Origin of the sequence: Kangsaoukella pontilimi (assembly GCF_009830125.1) — a bacterium.
Classification (GTDB): Bacteria; Pseudomonadota; Alphaproteobacteria; order Rhodobacterales; family Rhodobacteraceae; genus Kangsaoukella; species Kangsaoukella pontilimi.
In genome coordinates this window covers 429,346-448,871 of record NZ_WUPT01000002.1, presented here as the reverse complement: position 1 = coordinate 448,871, position 19,526 = coordinate 429,346, and the positions used below count along the sequence as shown (strand labels likewise).

The 19,526-nt window shown below is 63.9% G+C and carries 16 protein-coding genes; 5 read left to right on the top strand and 11 right to left on the bottom strand.

The genetic code is table 11. From position 1 onward, the window contains the following. Positions 1–23 precede the first annotated feature (23 nt). Both gloB and clpA read left to right on the top strand, forming a co-directional pair. On the top strand, positions 24–785 hold the full coding sequence (gene gloB, locus GQ651_RS11610; protein WP_160764416.1) for a hydroxyacylglutathione hydrolase: 762 nt from the start codon (positions 24–26) through the stop codon (positions 783–785). 180 nt (positions 786–965) lie between these two features. After that, positions 966–3,293 carry an ATP-dependent Clp protease ATP-binding subunit ClpA gene (gene clpA / locus GQ651_RS11605; protein ID WP_160764415.1) on the top strand — a complete coding sequence of 776 codons (2,328 nt, stop codon included), beginning with the start codon at positions 966–968 and terminating at the stop codon, positions 3,291–3,293. 249 nt (positions 3,294–3,542) lie between these two features. On the opposite strand, the gene GQ651_RS11600 is transcribed toward clpA, so the two are convergent. The 3 genes from GQ651_RS11600 to GQ651_RS11590 all read right to left on the bottom strand — a co-directional run bounded on the left by GQ651_RS11600 (position 3,543) and on the right by GQ651_RS11590 (position 7,487). Continuing rightward, positions 3,543–5,687, bottom strand: a complete 2,145-nt coding sequence (locus GQ651_RS11600) for a peptidoglycan -binding protein (protein ID WP_160764414.1) — start codon at positions 5,685–5,687, stop codon at positions 3,543–3,545. A 3-nt stretch (positions 5,688–5,690) separates the two neighbouring features. Then, on the bottom strand, positions 5,691–6,869 hold the full coding sequence (locus GQ651_RS11595) for a biopolymer transporter ExbB (protein ID WP_160764413.1): 1,179 nt from the start codon (positions 6,867–6,869) through the stop codon (positions 5,691–5,693). Between the two features lie 75 nt (positions 6,870–6,944). Then, a complete protein-coding gene (locus GQ651_RS11590) occupies positions 6,945–7,487 on the bottom strand; it encodes a gamma-glutamylcyclotransferase (protein ID WP_160764412.1) in 543 nt (180 codons plus the stop codon). Positions 7,488–7,550: 63 nt separating this feature from the next. Between GQ651_RS11590 and GQ651_RS11585 the strand changes: the two genes are divergently transcribed. After that, positions 7,551–8,552: a DUF2125 domain-containing protein gene (locus GQ651_RS11585; protein ID WP_160764411.1), complete on the top strand. Its 1,002-nt coding sequence runs from the start codon at positions 7,551–7,553 to the stop codon at positions 8,550–8,552. Between the two features lie 66 nt (positions 8,553–8,618). On the opposite strand, the gene GQ651_RS11580 is transcribed toward GQ651_RS11585, so the two are convergent. The 3 genes from GQ651_RS11580 to hisC are packed head-to-tail and all read right to left on the bottom strand — an operon-like array spanning position 8,619 to position 11,205. Next, positions 8,619–9,203: an extensin-like domain-containing protein gene (locus GQ651_RS11580; protein ID WP_160764410.1), complete on the bottom strand. Its 585-nt coding sequence runs from the start codon at positions 9,201–9,203 to the stop codon at positions 8,619–8,621. Continuing rightward, positions 9,200–10,120 carry a prephenate/arogenate dehydrogenase family protein gene (locus GQ651_RS11575; protein WP_160764409.1) on the bottom strand — a complete coding sequence of 307 codons (921 nt, stop codon included), beginning with the start codon at positions 10,118–10,120 and terminating at the stop codon, positions 9,200–9,202. The genes GQ651_RS11580 and GQ651_RS11575 overlap by 4 nt, the downstream gene beginning before the upstream one ends. Further along, positions 10,117–11,205: a histidinol-phosphate transaminase gene (gene hisC / locus GQ651_RS11570; protein WP_160764408.1), complete on the bottom strand. Its 1,089-nt coding sequence runs from the start codon at positions 11,203–11,205 to the stop codon at positions 10,117–10,119. The genes GQ651_RS11575 and hisC overlap by 4 nt, the downstream gene beginning before the upstream one ends. A gap of 98 nt (positions 11,206–11,303) precedes the next feature. Here hisC and GQ651_RS11565 point away from each other — a divergent pair, with 98 nt between their 5' ends. Then, entirely contained in the window at positions 11,304–11,927 is a 624-nt protein-coding gene (locus GQ651_RS11565) for a class I SAM-dependent methyltransferase (RefSeq protein WP_227258150.1), read from the top strand. 65 nt (positions 11,928–11,992) lie between these two features. Here the strand turns inward: GQ651_RS11565 and GQ651_RS11560 are convergent, their stop codons facing one another. The 5 genes from GQ651_RS11560 to GQ651_RS11540 form a co-directional block, all read right to left on the bottom strand. Beyond that, positions 11,993–13,597: an ABC transporter ATP-binding protein gene (locus tag GQ651_RS11560; protein ID WP_160764407.1), complete on the bottom strand. Its 1,605-nt coding sequence runs from the start codon at positions 13,595–13,597 to the stop codon at positions 11,993–11,995. Next, a complete protein-coding gene (locus GQ651_RS11555; protein WP_160765141.1) occupies positions 13,594–14,703 on the bottom strand; it encodes an ABC transporter permease in 1,110 nt (369 codons plus the stop codon). The genes GQ651_RS11560 and GQ651_RS11555 overlap by 4 nt, the downstream gene beginning before the upstream one ends. Positions 14,704–14,778: 75 nt before the next feature. Continuing rightward, the gene (locus tag GQ651_RS11550; protein WP_160764406.1) at positions 14,779–15,864 is read right to left on the bottom strand and encodes a microcin C ABC transporter permease YejB; all 1,086 of its coding nucleotides are present in this window, start codon (positions 15,862–15,864) and stop codon (positions 14,779–14,781) included. Between the two features lie 12 nt (positions 15,865–15,876). After that, positions 15,877–17,799 (bottom strand): extracellular solute-binding protein, encoded by a 1,923-nt coding sequence (locus tag GQ651_RS11545; RefSeq protein ID WP_160764405.1) that lies wholly within the window; start codon positions 17,797–17,799, stop codon positions 15,877–15,879. Positions 17,800–17,976: 177 nt separating this feature from the next. After that, a complete protein-coding gene (locus tag GQ651_RS11540; RefSeq protein ID WP_160764404.1) occupies positions 17,977–18,486 on the bottom strand; it encodes a c-type cytochrome in 510 nt (169 codons plus the stop codon). A 110-nt stretch (positions 18,487–18,596) separates the two neighbouring features. Here GQ651_RS11540 and GQ651_RS11535 point away from each other — a divergent pair, with 110 nt between their 5' ends. After that, positions 18,597–19,430, top strand: a complete 834-nt coding sequence (locus tag GQ651_RS11535; protein WP_160764403.1) for a prephenate dehydratase — start codon at positions 18,597–18,599, stop codon at positions 19,428–19,430. The last annotated feature ends 96 nt before the right edge of the window (positions 19,431–19,526 follow it).

Genomic DNA, 19,526 nt, shown 5'->3' with positions numbered 1-19,526 from the left:
TAGCCGCAAAGGAAGACATTGCCATGCCCTTCGATCTTGTCACGATCCCCTGCCGCTCGGACAACTACGCCTTTCTTCTGCGGCGGAACGGTCGCACGGCGCTGATCGATGCGCCCGAAGCCGCTCCCATCCTGTCCGAGCTCGACCGGCGCGGCTGGTCACTCGACGAAGTCTGGATCACCCACCACCACACCGACCATGTCGAGGGGCTGCCTCCCCTGCGCGAGCGTTTCGCTCCTGTCGTGCGCGGCAACGCTGCCGATGCGGCACGTCTGCCCCAATTGGATGAGGCCCACCAGGACGGCGACAGCTTCGACTTCGCGGATGCCGCGGTTCACGTGATGGACGTCTCGGGGCATACGATCGGACATATCGCCTTTCATATTCCCGACGCGAAAATCGCATTCACTGCGGACAGCCTGATGGCCTGCGGCTGTGGCCGGGTGTTCGAAGGCACGATGGAACAGATGTGGGACAGCCTGTCGAAACTGGCCGCCCTGCCCGACGATACGCTGATCTGCTCGGGGCACGAATACACCGCCGCAAACGCACGCTTCGCCCAGACGATCGAACCCGACAACGCCGCGCTTGAACAACGGGTGCGCGACATCGCCACCTACCGCGGTGCAAACCTGCCGACGGTGCCCTCGCTTCTGTCGCTCGAGAAGGCCACGAACCCGTTCCTGCGCGCGGGATTGCATGAGGTCAAATCCGCCCTAGATATGACCGGCAAGAGCGATGCCGCCGTCTTCGCCGAGATCCGGCGGCGCAAGGATGCCTTCTGAGTTCGCCCGATTTTCCGCCGTCACGGGGGGTAACATGCCTCTATCGGAGAAAATGTGAGCGCTTGTGAGGAAAAAACTCTTGAAGGTTCGGAAAACTAACCGAACTCTAACATGTAAGAGGCCACGGTCTGGACGGGGCCGCCAAACCCCTCCCGGCCCTTGACGTAAGGAGCACGGAGCGTGCCATCATTTTCGAAAACGCTCGAAGACGCCATCCATGCGGCGCTGGCAATCGCCAATTCCCGCCGCCATGAGCTCGCCACGCTGGAGCATCTGCTACTGGCGCTGATCGACGAGCCGGATGCGGCCAAGGTCATGCAGGCCTGTTCGGTCGATCTTGAGGATCTGCGGAAGACGCTGAACGATTTCGTCGACGACGATCTGTCGACCCTCGTGACCGAGATCGAAGGGTCCGAGGCCGTGCCGACCGCCGCCTTCCAGCGCGTGATCCAGCGTGCCGCGATTCACGTCCAGTCCTCGGGCCGGACCGAAGTCACGGGCGCCAACGTCCTTGTCGCAATCTTCGCCGAGCGCGAATCGAACGCGGCCTATTTCCTGCAGGCGCAGGACATGACCCGCTACGACGCCGTCAACTTCATTGCCCATGGCGTGGCAAAGGACCCGTCCTTCGGTGAAAGCCGCTCGGTTTCGGGCGCCACCGATTTCGAAGAAGAAGCTCAGGCCGCGGCCGGTGCCCCTGACGAAGACGCCAAGGAATCGGCGTTGGCCAAGTACTGCGTCGACCTGAACGCCAAGGCGACCAAGGGCGACGTCGATCCGCTGATCGGTCGCGAGCACGAGGTCGAGCGCTGCATTCAGGTGCTCTGCCGCCGTCGCAAGAACAACCCGCTTCTGGTGGGCGATCCGGGCGTAGGCAAGACCGCCATCGCGGAAGGCCTTGCCAAGAAGATCGTCGAAAAGCAGACGCCCGAAGTGCTTCAGGGTGCAACCATCTATTCGCTCGACATGGGCGCACTTCTGGCCGGCACCCGCTATCGCGGCGATTTCGAAGAGCGCCTGAAGGCAGTCGTGACCGAACTGGAAGAGCACCCCGACGCGATCCTCTTTATCGACGAGATTCATACGGTGATCGGCGCCGGTGCGACCTCGGGCGGCGCGATGGACGCGTCGAACCTGCTGAAGCCCGCGCTTCAGGGTGGCAAGCTACGCTGCATGGGCTCGACCACCTACAAGGAATTCCGCCAGCACTTCGAAAAGGACCGCGCGCTCAGCCGCCGGTTCCAGAAGATCGACGTCAATGAGCCGACAGTCGAGGATTCGGTGCAGATCCTGCTGGGCCTCAAACCCTATTTCGAGGATCACCATCACGTCAAATACACCGACGATGCTGTCCGTACGGCGGTCGAACTCTCGGCCCGCTACATCAACGACCGGAAGCTGCCCGACAAGGCGATCGACGTCATCGACGAGGCGGGCGCGGCCCAGCATCTCGTCGCACAGGACCAGCGCGCCGAAACCATCGGCGTGACCGAGATCGAGAACGTAGTCGCCAAGATCGCCCGCATCCCGCCCAAGAACGTCTCCAAGGACGACGCGGCGGTGCTGAAGGACTTGGAGGCGACGCTGAAACGCGTGGTCTTCGGTCAGGACAAGGCGATCGAAGCGCTTTCTTCGGCCATCAAGCTGAGCCGCGCGGGCCTGCGCGAACCGGAAAAACCAATCGGCAACTACCTCTTCGCGGGCCCCACCGGCGTCGGCAAGACCGAGGTGGCGAAACAGTTGGCCGATACGCTCGGCGTGGAACTCCTCCGCTTCGACATGTCGGAGTACATGGAGAAACATGCGGTCAGCCGCCTGATCGGCGCACCTCCCGGCTATGTCGGCTTCGATCAGGGCGGTCTTCTGACCGACGGCGTCGATCAGCACCCGCATTGCGTGCTCCTGCTCGACGAGATCGAAAAGGCGCACCCGGACGTATTCAACATCCTCCTGCAGGTGATGGATCACGGCAAGCTGACCGACCATAACGGCCGGCAGGTGGATTTCCGGAACGTGATCCTGATCATGACGTCGAACGCGGGCGCCGCGGAGATGTCCAAGGCCGCCATCGGCTTCGGCCGCGACCGTCGCGAGGGCGAGGATACGGCCGCCATCGAGCGGACCTTCACGCCCGAATTCCGGAACCGCCTGGACGCCACGATCTCCTTCGCGCCGCTTCCGAAAGAGGTCATCCTGCAGGTGGTCGAAAAGTTCGTGTTGCAGCTCGAAGCGCAGCTCATGGACCGCGGCGTCCATATCGAACTGACACGGCCCGCAGCGGAATGGCTGGCGAACAAGGGTTACGACGACAAGATGGGTGCCCGCCCGCTCGGTCGTGTGATCCAGGAAGAGATCAAGAAGCCGCTCGCGGAAGAGCTCCTCTTTGGCAAGCTGGCCAGCGGCGGGATCGTCAAGGTTGGCGTGAAGGAAGGAAAGCTCGAGCTTCGGATCGAGAAGAAGACCAAGCGGATCGGCTCGAAAAAGCCCCCGCTGCTCACCGCCGACTGACCAGACGATACGGTTTGATCCAAATGTGCCCCGCCTTTCGGCGGGGCATTTTTCTATGTGGATCAGGGGCTCCGCCCCTCGGCGCGTACCGCGCCTCACCCCGGAATTTCCGGGACCCAAAGAATGGAGGGCGGATTGCCTTGCATTTCTTTGGGTCCGGAAAATCCCCGCCGGAGGCACCGCGACGCGCAGAGGCGCGGCGCAAATGTCGTGTGCGGTCCGATAGGACCGCTCCGTTTGGGGACGGGGTCAGCGCTCGGTGAGTTTCAGTTCGATCCGGCGGTTCTGGGCGCGGGCTTCAGGGGTGTCGGCCGGGTCGACGGGACGGTATTCCCCGAAGCCGGTTGCCGCCAGTCGCTCAGGCGGGAAGTTCAATGCCTCGGTCAGAAACTTCACCACCGAGAGCGCGCGTCCCTGACTGAGCTCCCAGTTATCCGCGAATTCGCCGGTCCCCGACAACGGGACGTTGTCGGTATGCCCGTCCACCCGCACGATCCAGTCGATGCTGTCCGGAATCTGGCCGGATATGTCCGACAGAATTCCCGCGACCTCGGCGATCTGCGCCTGACCCTCGGGCGAAAGCGTGGCGGACGCGCTTTCAAAGAGAACCTCGGACGAGAAGACGAACCGGTCTCCGACGATCTGGATCCCTTCTCTGTCACCAAGAAGACGGCGGAGAGTACCGAAGAATTCCGAACGGTAGTCGGCAAGGTTCGCGACTTCGCTCTGAAGCCGCTCGGCCTCGATCCGCAGGCGCTCGGCCTCGGCGGCCTCGAGCTCGGCGCGGCGTTTTTCCTCTGCCGCCGCACGGGCAAGCGCCGTGTTGAGCTGGCTGCCAAGCGCCTCGATCCGGACCTGCGCCGCACTGTCGCGCGCCACCGCGTCATCCAGGAGTGCCTGAAGCGAGCCCAGTTCGGCGCGGAGCGCCGCCACCTGTTCGTTGAGTGCCGCCACCTGCCGCTGACTTTCCGCCGAGAGTGCTTCTTCTTCGGCGAGACGTTCGCGTGCGGTGGCCAGAAGAGCAGCCTGGCGTTCGCGTTCGGTCAGCGCATCCTCGGTCGCCGTCTCGGCGGCGATGCGCGCGGCAAGGGCGGCGGCCAATTGCTCGCGGATAGTGAGGGCATCGCCCGCCGCGGCGGAGAGGGTCTCGACCTCGGCGCGCAGTCGGTCGCGCTCCTCGATCAGGGCTGCGACGCGCTCATCGCGCGCTTCCGCTGTCTCGCCCAGTTCGGCGAGGCGTTGCTCGGCGGCTGAGAGGGATGCCCGCAATTCGGCCACCTCGGCCTCGGCCGCGTCCCGCTCCAAGAGCGCCAGCGCCAGCCTGGTTTCCAACTCTTCCGCCGCGCCCTGGCTTTCGCTGAGGGCGCCTTCGCTCGATTCGAGTGCGATCAGCGCCTCGGACAGCCGCGCGTTCAGCTCATCCTCGACGGACTGGGCCGCGGCAAGCAGCGTCAGGGTTTCCTCGGCCTGCCGGCGTTGTTCTTCGAGGGCGAGCGACATGGCGGTCAGTTCGGCCTCGGAATTCTCCAGTCGTTCGCGGAGCGCCTCCGCCGCCGCGGCTTCTGCCAGACGGGCCTGCTCCTCTTCGGAAAGCGTCGCCTCGGCATCAGCCAGACGGGCGCGGAGCGCTTCAGCGGCGGCCAGTTCACGGAGCCGGGCGGCCTCGGCGGCGTCCAGTTCCTCGGTCAGGGCTTCGGCCTCCGCCCTGAGCGCTTCGGCTTCGGTCGCGGCCAGTTCCGCCTGCTCCAGAGCGTTCAACGTCTCGGCCAGCGTCGTCTCACGCGCCGCGGCCTCGGCCTGCAACTCGGCCGTCATCGCCTCCAACGCCTCGCGGCGCGCAGCGGCAAGGCGGGCTGCCTCGGCCTGTGCATCGATCTCGTCGCGGGCGCGGGCAAGGGCAAGGTTCAGCGCGTCCTGCTCGCTCAGAAGAGTTGCGCGAGCTGCTTCCAGGTCTTCGACCGTCGCGGCAAGCGTGGCCCCTTCGGCCAGCGCAGCGTCCCGTTCCGCCAAAAGCGTCGCCACCTGTTCCTCGAAGCTGGCGATGGCCGCATCGCGCTCGGACAGCGCCCGCGCCTGCGAGTCAAGCTGCCCGGTCAGGTTCGCGATCAGGTTGGCCTGACGTGCACTTTCGGCCTGAAGGCTGGTCAGGTTGTCTTCGAGCCGCGCGGTTTCCTGTTGGGAGAGACCAAGCGCGCGGCTGAGAGACGTGACTTCGGCGGCAAGCTGATCCAGTTCGGTTTCCTGACCCGTGATCGTCTCACGGAGGATGCCCTGTACGATCATGAAGATCGACAGCACGAACATCAGTACCAGCAAAAGCGCCGTCATCGCATCCACGAAGCCCGGCCAGATCGAGGCCGACATCCGCTGAACCGATCGCCGCGTCAGCGCCATGGCTTACATCGCCCGGTCGCGGGCAAGCATCCGGACGGCCTTGATCAGTTCGGAGAGGTCGGCGCGCAATTCGCCAAGGCTTTCCTGACGCCCGGCGGACATCTCTTCGAGGATACGCAGCATCTGCACATCCATCGAGCGCAGGCGCATCCGGCTTTCGGCGTCCACCTGCCCGATTCCGTCTCGCTGAAGCGCTTCCAGCGCCTCGGCCAGACGCTCCTGCGCTTCGGCGTTGCGGGTCTGGTCTGGCGAGGAATGGGACATGTCGCCCTCGCCCATCCGGTCAGCCAGACGCGACACAGCATTGGCCAGCATGCCCAGCCGGTCCTCGGCGGCCTCGCGGCGGCTCTCGGTCTCGGCATAATAGGCCTGCATCTGGTCTAGGCGCATCGCCATGTGCTCGGCCAGCTGCGAAATCGCACCGGCATCCGCGCCTCCGCCCTCTTCGGCTGAGAACCCGACGCGGGTTATGGTGGACAGCCAGTCCTCCAACTCGCGATAGAAGCGGTTCTGCCCGTGTCCCGCAAAAAGCTCCAGAAGGCCGACCACGAGCGATCCCGCAAGGCCGAGAAGCGAGGATGCAAACGCCACGCCCATGCCGCCCAACTGCGCCTCGAGCCCTGTCATGAGGCGCGAAAAAGTCTCGACGCCGGTGTCGCCTTCCTGCGGGGCGAGATTCCGGATCGTGTCGACCACCGCCGGGACGGTGGTGGCAAGCCCGTAGAACGTACCCAGAAGGCCAAGGAAAATCAGAAGGTTGACGATATATCGCGTGATATCCCGCGCTTCGTCGATACGCGTCGCAACCGAGTCGAGGATCGACCGCGTGGACGTCGCACCAAGCTGCATCCGCGCGCCCTTCTTCCTTAGAAGCGCGGCGAGCGATGCCAGAAGCCGGGGCGCACTGGTGAACTGATGACCCGGCCGGTCTGACGCAAAGCCCTCGATCCAGATCACCGACGAGATCAGCTGGATCACCTGCCAGAAGCAGGCAAAGACCCCGATGACGAAGACGAACCCGATGAACCCGTTCAGCCACGGGTTGGCAAGAAACACCGGTGCGACCTGTGGATAGGCCACATAGGCACCAAAGCCCACCAGCCCCAGAACGATGAGCATCGTCAGGATCTGACGGTAGGGTCGTGTGAAATGCGGCTCGGCCTCGCGATCCGGTGATGCCATGAAGGGCCCGGTCCTGTCGCTAGTTGTTTTGCGGGAGTTTAGACACCTCGGCCCCCGGTGCCAATGGAAAACGAATCAGCGGTTTTCGACCATTTCGCGCACCGTCCGGTCGAGCCAGGACAGGTCCGGGTCCTCGATCCCCAGCTCCGCCAGATGCCGGACCGTGTTCCAGAGGTATTCCGTGTTCGGCCCGCGACCGCCCACGGCGGTCGAGATGATGCGCGCCTGCTGATCAAGCGCCATGCCGCCCACGTATTGCACGTGATCGGTGTCGACCACGTAGGACAGCGCCATGACCGTCTCGCCCCCGTCGAGAGTCACGGGAAGACGCTCTTCCAGATAGGCCGAAGAGATCAGCTCGCGCTCGCGCAGATAGTTCACCGTCTCGTCAGCGTCGTCATCCGGTACACGAAACGCCACGCCATGACAGTGGGCGCCCTCCACCTTGTCGAGGGCAAGAACAAGGCCCGGGTCCTCTTCGGTCCCGCGATGGTGGATCGAGGACATACAGAAGGTGCGCGCATACCCGTCCAGCCGTGCCAGCCGCCTCTCGGCCACCGGGAATCCCGGATGCCACATCAGCGAGCCATAGCCGAAGACCCACAAGGGGCGGTCCATGATCTCTGGTCCTTCCATCATGGGGGCCTTATTAGGGCGGTGTCACCTGAGGGGAAAGAGCAGATGAGGCGACTTCTCGTCGTCATTCTCGCAGCCGCCGGACTTTGGATGGGCTACTGGGCCGTGGGCAGCATCGCGCTGGAGCGCGCGCTGAACGGCTGGGTTGAGGCGCGTCGCGACGAAGGCTGGGCCGCCGATCTGGGCGGGCTCGACGTGCGCGGTTTCCCGAACCGCTTCGACACGATCCTTACCGATGTGGCCGTCGCCGATCCCGAAACGGGGGTGGCTTGGCGGGCCGAGTTCCTTCAGCTTCTGGCGCTGGCCTATCGCCCGACCGAAGTGATCGCGGTCCTGCCCCCGACGCACCGGCTGTCGACCCCGCTTCAGGGCATCGAATTCACGTCGGACCGCACGCGTGGGTCGATCTACCTGGGCGCCTCCACCCAACTCCCGCTCGACCGCTCGACCGTGGTGGCTGAGAACCTGTCGCTTTCCTCGACTCTCGGCTGGCAGGCCGATCTCGACGAGGCGCGCTTCGCCACCGCCAGCGTGCCTGTCCGCGAGAACGCCCATCGTGTCGGCGCCGAGATCACAGGCCTCCGCCTGCCAGAGGCGCTCGACCGCGCCCTCGACCCGGTCGATATCCTCCCGGACCGGATCGCGCGCCTCAGGCTCGACGCCGAAATGGGCTTTACCGCGCCCTGGGATCGGCGCGCCATCGAAGTCGCGCGCCCCCAGATCACCGATATCGACCTTGCGGACCTTTCGCTCAATTGGGGCGACGTGCTGTTTGAGGCGGCCGGCACGCTTTCTGTGGACGAGGCTGGCATCCCCGAAGGCCGGATTGACCTCAGGGCGGTCGAATGGCGGCGGCTTCTCGATATGGCAGTCTCGACCGGCATCGTCGATCCCGCGCTGAAGGATACGTTCGAGCGCGGCCTCGGCATCCTTGCCGCCCTTTCGGGCCGGCCCGACACGATCGACGCACCGCTCACCTTCCGAGGCGGCCTCATGGCCATCGGCCCCGTGCCGATCGGACCGGCACCCCGGATCGTGATCCGCTGACCCTTTCGCCTGTTCTGAAATATCCCGGGGGAGGCCGTAGGCCGGGGGGCAGAACCCCCTGACGCGTTACCGGCAGTAGGGACCGCTTCGATAGGACGCCAAGTCGAAATGGAAATGGTCCTGATGGAACCGGTCGGACTCCGGTCCCAGAACCGTGCCGAACAGCCCGCAGGCCCCCCGGTGCAGCCGTCGCAGAAGCCGCCCGTCGCGCCCGTCATTCCACCCTGTCAGCACGGTCACCCGGCTGCCGTCGCGCATCACCACCGACGAGATATCGATGGCCCGTCCCCGGGAATGTTCGGACAGACGTGCACCCGGCCGGCTGTTTCGGGTCCGGCAGGCGTAATGCGCAGCGACCGTCAGCTCAACCAGCCCGCCACCGCGGTTTCCGACGGCCGGAATGGCCGTTGTCCGCACCCATTGATCGAGCGCCTCAGCCGTTTCCAGCGTCATGATCGCCGGCCGCGACAGGCGCACGCCGGACACTTCCGTCACCACCCAGGCATTGCGAACGCCGCAGCCGCCCGGCCCGTCGACAGGTGCCCGCTTGACGGCGACGATGCCGCCGCCGCCCACGGTGCCACTGCCGACGCCGCCGCTGTGACAGGCCGCCAGCGCCAGTAGCGCGACAAGCGCGACCAAGGCCCTCATGGCTTCTTCACCGGACGGCCGAAGTTCGGCACATCGGTGTCCTGACCGGCCTCGACGATGCCGCGGCGTATCGCACGCGTGCGCGTGAAATAGTCGAACAACTGCTCACCATCCCCTGTCCGGATCGCGCGCTGCAGCGCGAAAAGCTCTTCGGTGAAGCGACCGAGAATTTCAAGCGTCGCTTCCTTGTTGTTGAGGAAGACGTCCCGCCACATGGTCGGGTCCGACGCCGCGATTCGGGTGAAGTCCCGGAAACCGGCCGCCGAATACTTGATGACCTCACTGTCGGTAACGCGCCTGAGGTCGTCCGCAACACCCACCATCGTGTAGGCGATCAGGTGCGGCGTGTGGCTGGTGACCGCAAGAACAAGGTCGTGATGCTCGACATCCATCGTCTCGACCAGCGCGCCCATCCCCTGCCAGAGCGCGGTCAGCCGTTCGATGGGCTCCATCGCGGTATTTCCGTCAGGTACAAGTATCGTGAAGCGGTTTTCGAACAGCTCGGCAAAGCCCGAGCGCGGGCCGGAATGCTCGGTCCCTGCCAGCGGGTGGCCTGGAATGAAATGCACCCCCTCGGGAACATGAGGAGCCACCGCATCGACCACGGCACGCTTGACCGAGCCCACGTCGGTCACCGTCGCGCCGGGTTTCAGATGCGGCCCGATCTCGCGCGCCATGTCCTCCATGGCGCCGACCGGGATGGCAAGCACCACCAGATCGGCATCCGCGACGGCCTCGGCGGCCGTGTCGACCACCCGGTCGCAAAGCCCGATTTCGCGCGCGATCTCGCGGGTCTCTGCCGAGCGCGCGGTGCCGACGATCTCTCCGGCCAGCCCGCCCCGGCGCATGGCATGTGCCATGGACGAAGCAATCAGCCCGAGGCCGATCAGCGCCACGCGGTCGTAGAGCTGGGTCATGCCGCGGTCTCCCGGAACCGCTTCAACGTGTCGACAACACGCCGGCAATCCGCTTCGGTACCCACGGTAATACGCAGGCAGTCGGGCAGTTTGTAACCCTTTACCGGGCGCACGATGATACCGTCGGCTTTCAGCGCGGTATCCGCAGCATCCGCCCCGGCTTCCGACCCGAAGCGCGCCAGCACGAAATTCGTGTGGCTCTCGTCCGAGGGTATGCCGATATCGGCAAGCGCCGCCCGTAGCCAGTCGCGCATCCGCGCGTTCTCGGCAAGGCAGCGCGCCACCCATTCACGATCCCGCATCGCCGCCTCGGCACCATCAAGCTGCACATCGGACAGGTTGAACGGTCCCCGCATCCGATTGAGCGTGTCGATAATCGCCGTCGCGCCATAGGCCCAGCCCACGCGCAGCCCGCCCAGCCCGTAGAGCTTGGAAAAGGTCCGCGTCATCAGCACGTTTTCCCGGCTTCCGGCCAGCGCAGCCCCGCCATCATAGCCTTCGGCGAACTCGGCATAGGCCCCGTCGATGATCAGAAGAACATGGCCCGGCAGACTGTCGGCGAGCCGCGCGATCTCGTCCAGCTCGATTCGTGTCGCAGTCGGATTACCGGGGTTCGTCAGATAGACCAGCCGCGTCCGCTCGGTCACCGCCGCCAGAATGGCATCCACGTCCACGCGGCGCTCGGCCTCCGGCACTTCGATGGGCTCGGCACCCGCCGCCAGCGCCAGAGTCTTGTAGAGCGAGAATCCGTGCTCGGTGTAAATCACCTCCGTCCCCGGCGGCGCATAGGCCTGCGCGGCAAGGGCCAGAATCTCGTCCGAGCCGACGCCACAAACAATGCGCTCGGGATCGAGGTCATGCACCTCTCCGATGGCTGCGCGAAGCGCCGCATGATCCGTGCCCGGATAGCGATGCAGCCGCGACACCGCGAGGCGGATCGCCTCTTTCGCGCTTTCGGGCGCGCCGAAAGGGTTCTCGTTCGACGAAAGCTTCAGAACCTGATCATGCCCGGCAAGGCTCGACGCCCCGCCCTTGTAAAGCATGATCCGGTCCACACCGGGTTTGGGTTGCAGCAGGGATGCCATCGGTCCCGTTCCTCCTTGACGCATTCCCTTTAGCCCCGCCGGACAAGAGAGGCCAGCGGCGACTGGCGCTCGCGCCGATGCCGTGCCAATCTTCCCACATGAGCCATACCGCCGACAGCCTTCACGAGCGCTATGACACCGTTTCGGGACGCTGGGGCGACAAGATGCGCAGCCTCGGCTACTACGACGGCTATCTCGGCTTTCTCTCGGCCCCCGGCCTTGCCGGAGGCACTGCCGTGGACGTGGTCGACATGGGCAGCGGCACCGCTTCCTTTGCCGAAGCCTGGATCGCGGTCAATGGTGTGCCGCGCAGCCTGACCTTGGTCGATCCATCCCGCGCAATGCTCGACCGCGGCCGAGCGGCGCTGTCCCGACGTGGGGTCGCGCCCGAAACCGTTGCCGCAAAGCTGGGCGAAACGCCACGCCTGTCCGCAAACGAGCTCCTTGTCGCCCATGTCATCGAGCATTGCCCCGACCCCGCCCGCGCGGTCGCCGATCTTGCCGCGATGCTTCGCCCCGGCGGCCGGCTGCGCCTCGTGGTCTCGAAGCCGCATTGGTGCAACGTGATCATCTGGCTGCAATGGCGGCACCGGACCTTCACGGAAGCCGAAATCACCCGCCTCATCACGGATGCAGGGCTGATCGTTGAGACCACCTATGCCTTCCCGGCCGGACCGCCCTCGCGCACAAGCCGGGGTTTGGTCGCCCGAAAGCCCGAATGAGGTCCCTTCGCCTGTTTGAAAATATCCCGGGGTGAGGCGCGAAACGCGCCGAGGGGCAGAGCCCCTCAGCTCACGGCCTTCACATCGAAGGCCGCCGCCATCAGGGTCCGTGTATACTCGCTCGACGGGTTATCGAAGACAGTGTCGGCATCGCCCGCCTCGACCACGTCGCCCGACTTCATCACGATCACCTTGTGGCTGAGCGCGCGAACAACCTTCAGGTCGTGACTGATAAACAGATAGGCCAGCTTGTATTTCGCCTGAAGCGCCCTGAGCAGTTCCACGATCTGCACCTGAACGGTCATGTCGAGCGCGCTTGTCGGCTCGTCCAGAACCACCAGCTTGGGCCGCAGGATCATGGCGCGCGCGATGGCGATCCGCTGACGCTGCCCGCCCGAGAATTCGTGCGGATAGCGATGCATCGTCGCCGGGTCGAGGCCCACCTCGGACATGATCTCGGCCACCAGTTCGCGGTTGGACTTGCCGCGTGCGACCTTGTGTATGCCAAGCCCCTCGGCGATGATCTCTTCCGCCGTCATCCGCGGGCTGAGCGACCCGAAGGGATCCTGAAAGACAATCTGCATGTCCGCCCTGAGCGGACGCAACTCGCGGCTGGACAGGCCCTGAATGTTCCGGCCTTGAAACACCACCGGCCCTTCCGACGAAATCAGCCGCATGATGGCCAGCGCCAGAGTGGTCTTGCCCGACCCGCTTTCGCCGACGATCCCCACGGTCTCGCCTTGCCTGACCGACAGCGTCGCGGCGTTCACCGCCTTGATATGCCCGACCGTCCGCTTCAGAAGGCCACGATAGATCGGGAACCAGATGCGCAAGCCGTCGGTCTCGGCCACGGTCTCGGCACCCTCCGGGACTGGTCCCGGCCGGCCGGTTTGTTCGGCCGTCAGAAGCATCTTGGTGTAGGGGTGCTGCGGGTTAGCGAAGATCTCGGCCGTCTCGCCACGCTCGACGATCACGCCGTCCTTCATCACGCAGACCCTGTCCGCGAATTTCCGCACGATGCCCAGATCGTGTGTGATGAACAGCATCGACATGCCACGGTCGCGCTTCAGATCGGCCAGCAGGTCGAGGATCTGCGCCTGGATCGTCACGTCGAGCGCCGTCGTCGGCTCGTCCGCGATCAAAAGCTCAGGCCCGTTGGCCAGCGCCATGGCGATCATCACCCGCTGCCGCTGTCCACCGGACAGCTGGTGCGGATAGGTCTTCAGACGGCCTTCGGGATCGGGAATGCCCACCTCGTCCAGAAGCTCGATGATCCGCGCCCGCGCCTTCTCGCCGCGCAGGCCCTGGTGCAGCGCCACGGCCTCGCCCAACTGCTTTTCCAGCGTATGGAGCGGATTGAGCGAGGTCATCGGCTCCTGAAAGATGAAGCTGATGTCGTTGCCGCGCACCCGGCGCAACTCGGCCTCGTCCGCGCCCACCATCTCGGCCCCGTCATAGGTGATTGACCCGGTCGTGGTGGCGCTGTCCGACAAAAGGTCCACGGTCGACAATGCCGTCACCGACTTGCCGGACCCGCTCTCGCCCACCAGCGCCACGGTCTCGCCCCGGCGAACGTCGAAGGACACGCCGCGCACCGCATGGGTCACCGCCCCGTCCTGTCGGAACGAGACATTCAGATCCCGCACATTGAGGACGACGTCACCGCTCATTGGAAGGTCTTCCTTGGGTCGAACGCATCCCGCACACCTTCAAAGATGAACACCAGAAGCGACAGCATGATCGCGAAGGTGAAGAAGGCGGTGAACGCGAGCCACGGCGCCTGCAGGTTCTGCTTGGCCTGAAGCGTCAGTTCACCCAGCGACGGCGCCGAGGACGGCAGGCCGTAGCCGAGGAAATCGAGGCTCGCCAGACCGCCGATCGCGCTGGTGATAATGAACGGCAGAAGGGTCAGCGTCGCGACCATGGCATTGGGCAGCATGTGGCGGAACATGATCGTCGTGTTCGAGACGCCAAGCGCCTTGGCCGCGCGCACATATTCGAAGTTCCTCGCCCGCAGGAATTCCGCCCGGACCACACCCACCAATGCAGGCCAGCCGAAAAGAACCGTCAGGAACACCAGCATCCAGAAACTTCGCCCGAAAATAGCGAACATGATGATAATCACGTAGAGAGACGGCGTGGACGACCAGATTTCGAGAATCCGCTGGAAGATCAGGTCCAGCCAGCCCCCGAAATAGCCCTGCACCGCCCCGGCGGCGATCCCGATGATCGACCCCAGAAGCGTGACGATCAGGGCAAACAGCACCGACAGCCTGAACCCGTAGATGACCCGGGCCACCACGTCGCGCTTGGTGTCGTCGGTACCTAGCCAGTTGTCGGACGTGGGCGGCGATGGCGCGGCGCCCCGGATATCCACGACCGTGTCATAGCGATAGGGGATGAGCGGCCAGAGCACCCAGCCTTTTTCCACATCCACACCGTCCACCTGACCGGTCGCTTCGGCCTCCTCCAGCACGCCTTCAGGGTCGTCGTAGCAGGTCTCGATCCCGCCGGTCCGGATCAGGCAGTCGACGTCCTCGTATTGGTACTGCGCCTCGATGGCGAGGTCGCCGCCGAAAGTCGTCTCGGGGTAGAAGTTGAAGATCGGGACGTACAGCTCGCCCCGGTAGCTGACCAGGATCGGCTTGTCGTTGGCGATGAACTCGGCCAGCAGGCTGAGGCCGAACAGGATGCCGAAGATGATCAGCGACCAGAAGGCGCGGCCGTTCCTTCGAAAGTTCCGCCAGCGCCGCTGATTGAGCGGCGACAGCCACATGCGCTTTCGGTTGGGTGGCGCAGGTGCGGTCGCGCCGGGAACGGGCTCGGGCTGAAGCTCGGGCATGGCCATGGTTCAGACCTCCCGCCGCTCGAAGTCGATCCGGGGATCGACGAAGACATACATCAGGTCCGACAGGATACCGACCAGAAGCCCGACAAGGCCAAAGGCGAAAAGCGTGCCGAAGATCACCGGATAATCCCGCGCGACCGCCGCCTCGAAGCCCAGCCGCCCCAGCCCGTCGAGCGAGAAGATCGTCTCGATGATCAGGGACGAGCCGAAGAAGATGCCGATGAACAGGGACGGGAAACCGGCGATGACGATCAGCATGGCATTCCGAAAGACGTGACCATAGAGGACACCGCCCTCGGACAGGCCCTTGGCCTTGGCGGTGATCACATACTGCTTCTTTATCTCGTCCAGAAAGCTGTTCTTGGTCAGAAGCGTCAGCGTCGCAAAGCCCGAGATGGACGAGGCCAGCACCGGCAGCGTGATGTGCCAGAAATAGTCCCCGATCTTGCCAATCAGGCTCAGCTCCTCCCAGTTGTCGCTGGTCAGTCCCCTGAGGGGGAAGATCTGGTAATACGACCCGCCCGCGAAGAGGACGAGGAGCAGGATCGCGAACAGAAAGCCCGGTATCGCGTAGGCCACGATGATCAGACCGCTCGTCCAGGTGTCGAAGGTCGAGCCGTCGCGGACAGCCTTCCTGATCCCCAGAGGAATCGAAATGGCGTAGGCGATCAGCGTCGACCATAGACCAAGCGTGATGGACACCGGCATCTTCTCGATCACAAGGTCCACAACGCTGATCGAGCGGAAGTAACTTTCACCGAAATCGAAGCGGATATAGTTCCACATCATCTGGGCAAAACGCACATGGGCGGGCTTGTCGAACCCGAATTCGCGCTCAAGTTCTTCGATGAATTCGGGCGGCAGGCCCCGCGCACCCAGATAGCCCGAATCCTCGCCGCCCATGTCGAGTTCGACATCCTGACGGTCGCCCGAGATACCCTCGAACACATCGCCGCCACCCTCCAGACGCGCGAGGATCTGCTCGATCGGACCACCCGGCACGAATTGCGTCAGGGTGAAGTTGATCAGCATGATCCCGAAAAGCGTCGGAATGATCAGCAGCAGCCGTCGGAGGATATACGCGCCCATGAGGTCCCGGCCTTACTTCAGCGCGCCGACGGCTTTCAATTCGGCCTGTTTCTCGGGGTTGATCCACCAGTAGTCCAGATGCCCAAGCCCGAATTCCGGCAGGTTCTCGGGGTATTCGAACATGTCGTAATAGGCGACCCAGTTCTTCTGAAGCATCCAGGTCGGCACGACGAAATAGTCGTAGCGCATGATCCGGTCGATGGCGCGCACCATCGTCGCCATCTCGTCATAGGTCTCGACCTCGAGAAGGCGAAGAGCGATCTCGTCGACCACCTCGTTGCAGTACCCCGCCGGGTTGAAGATATCGTCCCGGTCGTCGCAGCCGAATTTCTGCTGCAGACCCGAGCCCTCGGTCAGGCCGTTACGATAGGAGTCGATGCGCATGTCGAATTCGTTCGACTGCCTCAGAGACTGGTATTGGCTCGGATCGACCCGGTTATAGGTGGCGTCGACACCCAGCGTCTTCAGGTTCTCGATATAAGGAAGGATGATCCGGTCGAGCGACTGCGTGTCTTCCAGAAACTCGACCTTGAGCGTCTCGCCCGCCGCATTCCGCAAAAGCCCGTCGGATCCCGGCGTATAACCCGCCGCCTCCATCAGGCGCAGCGCACGGCGGAGGTTCCTCCGGTCGGTGGGCGACGTCCCGCTTTCATGGGGAAGAACCGCCTCTTCCGTGAAGATCTCGGGCGGGAGCCGGTCGCGGAATTCCTCAAGAAGCGCCAGTTCATCACCTTCCGGCAGACCGGCGGCCTTCAGCCGCTCGTTCTCCCAGAACGATTCGCGCTGCTGGAACAGGCCGTATTGCAGCGTCTCGTTCGTCCAGGTGAAGTTGTACATCAGACCCAAAGCGAGGCGGATGTTGCGATCCGCGAACTTGTCGCGGCGCATGTTGAACATGAAGCCGGACGCGGCCGGCGGCGTTCCGTCATCCAGCTCTTCCCGAACGACCCAGCCCTTTTCGACGGCGGGGAAGTCATAGGACGTCGCCCAGCGGATCGAGTCGCTTTCCCGGCGTAGGTTGACCACACCCGCAGTGAACGCCTGGAAGGCAGACGTGCTGTCGGTGAAATACTCGATCCGGATGCTGTCGTAGTTGCCGCGGCCTTTGCGCAGCGGATGATCCTTGCCCCAATAGTCCGGGTTGCGGCGATAGATGATACGCTGCGGCGGGCTGAGCGCTTCGTAATCAACCATGTATTCCCCGGTACCGGGGCTGATCTCCAGCCGGCTTTCATTCAGCCCGTAGCCCGTATCCTCATACCACTTCTTCGACCACACGGGCAGCGAACCCATCTGCGTGATGAGACCCTTGCGCGGAATGCCTTCCGCAAAGGTGAACTTCAGAGTGTAGGGATCGAGCACTTCGGCGGACTCGACGACCGTCTGGATGTACTGGGCGTAGGAGGGCGTGCCCTCGTTCATCAGAAGCTCATGGGTGAACAGGATGTCTTCCGCAGTCATCGGAGTGCCGTCCGAAAAGAACACGTCGTCGCGGATGTTGAAGATCACCCAGTCTTCGCTTTCGGGATACTCGATGGTGGTGCAGAGCAGGCAGTACATCGAGCCCACCTCGTCACTCGTGGGCACCATGATGTCTTCATAGCCGATGGTCGACAACGCCCCCCAGCTTCCTTTCGAGGTCGCGTAAGGGTTCATGCTGTCGAATGTGCCGTCCAGAGCGAGCGCGATCTCGCCACCAACGGGCGCATCGGGGTTCACATAGTCCAGATGCTCGATATCCGGGCCATATTTCAACTCGGCATAGTAGTTGTAGCCATGGCTCTCGATGATCGTCTCGTGGCTTTCGCCGCGGGCCAGACCGGCCGACGCGGCCAGCGCGCCTATCGCAAGGCCAGCGGTGATCCAGAAGGGAAAGGACCTGTCCTCAGCGGCAATCGCCATAGCTTTGGCGCGCGGGGCTTCCTGCTTGGTCATCGGGCATCCTCCTGTCGTGGGCCGGGGCCACTATGCTCGTTTCATTAGATGTAGCTAAAATTCCATTCGTCTAATGTTCAAGGCGATATTGGGTGAACATTTGGTGAGCGGAGCGCGCGCAGCAAAAAGGCCGGGCGCAACACCCGGCCTTTTCATGCAATTCTGAGCGTTTCTGGATCAGCCGCCAACACTGTCGAGATAGGCGATGAGGTTCGCGCGATCCTCGATATCGCCCATGCCGCGGTAGGACATCTTGGTACCAGGCGCATAGTTGCCGGGATTCGTCAGGAAGCCATTCAGGTTCTCAGGCGTCCAGACATCGGCGACAGCGACAAGGTTGCCCGAGTAGGAATACCCGGGAACCGACCCCACATCGCGGCCCACGACACCGTAAAGATGCGGCCCCGTGCCGTTGGCGCCGTCTTCGAGCTTGTGGCAGGCCGAGCACTGTCTCCAAAGCCGCTCGCCCGCGCCGGCGTCCGCGGCTGCATAGACCTCGGCGAAGTCGACTTCGACGACTTCTTCCTCAGCCCCATCGTCGCCGGTTTCGATCGTGTAGGCCTGGTGGTGATCGTCCCCATGTGCCGGATGGTAGATGAATTCCGCCACGAAACCGCCAAGCAGGAAGACCAGAAAGGTGCCGCAGAAGCCCCCAATGATCTTGGTCATCGTCATTGTGTCGAACATGTCGCGTCCAGTTCCCTCGGTATTTGGACCGCCTTCTATCCGCTTCCCCTTGTCAGCTTCAAGGGATATGAGCCGCGACCAAACGCCCTTCTTGCCGCACCGGGACCCACATGACTGGACGCATAGCCTTTCAGGGCGAGCTTGGCGCCTACAGCCACGAAGCCGCCGCCCGCACACATCCGGAACTGGAACCCCTGCCCTGCCGGACTTTCGAGGCGGTCATCGACGCGATGCGCGACCGTCAGGCCGAGCTTGCGATGCTACCGGTCGAAAACTCGACCTACGGCCGCGTGGCTGACATCCACCGCCTGTTGCCGGAAAGCGGCCTGCACATCGTCGACGAGACTTTTCTCCGCGTCCATATCAATCTGCTGGCGGTCCATGGCGCGAGCCTCTCGGACATCAAGCGGGCGCATTCCCACCTGGTCCTCCTGCCGCAATGCGCAGGCTTTCTGTCGGAGCACGGGATCGAAGGCCGGGTCAGCCCCGACAATGCGCGCGCCGCGAGGGACGTCGCCGAAGCCGGTGAAAAGGCCGACGCGGCGCTGGCATCGGAACTGGCCGCGCAGGTCTATGGACTGGACATTCTTGCCCGCAATATCGAGGACGAGGATCACAACACCACCCGCTTCCTGATCATGTCACGCGAACCGGACCTCGGCCGACGCGGCGACACCGGCATGATGACGACCTTCGTGTTCAAGGTCCGCAACATCCCTGCCGCGCTTTACAAGGCCATGGGCGGATTCGCGACCAACGGCGTCAACATGACCAAGCTGGAAAGCTACATGGTCGACGGGTCCTTCTCGGCCACGCAGTTCTATGCCGATATCGAAGGCCATCCCGATGACCCGAATGTCGCGCTGGCTCTGGACGAGCTGCGCTATTTCACTTCGGAGCTGAAGATTCTGGGCGTTTATCCCGCCGCTCCCGAGCGCCGCTGACCCGCCGCGTGCCGCGGCGGCGCCTTCGGCAAGAGTATTTGGACCAAGAAGAAGTCGAGTACGGCGCTCAGGCCCTGCCCGGTGAAGGGCGCGTTA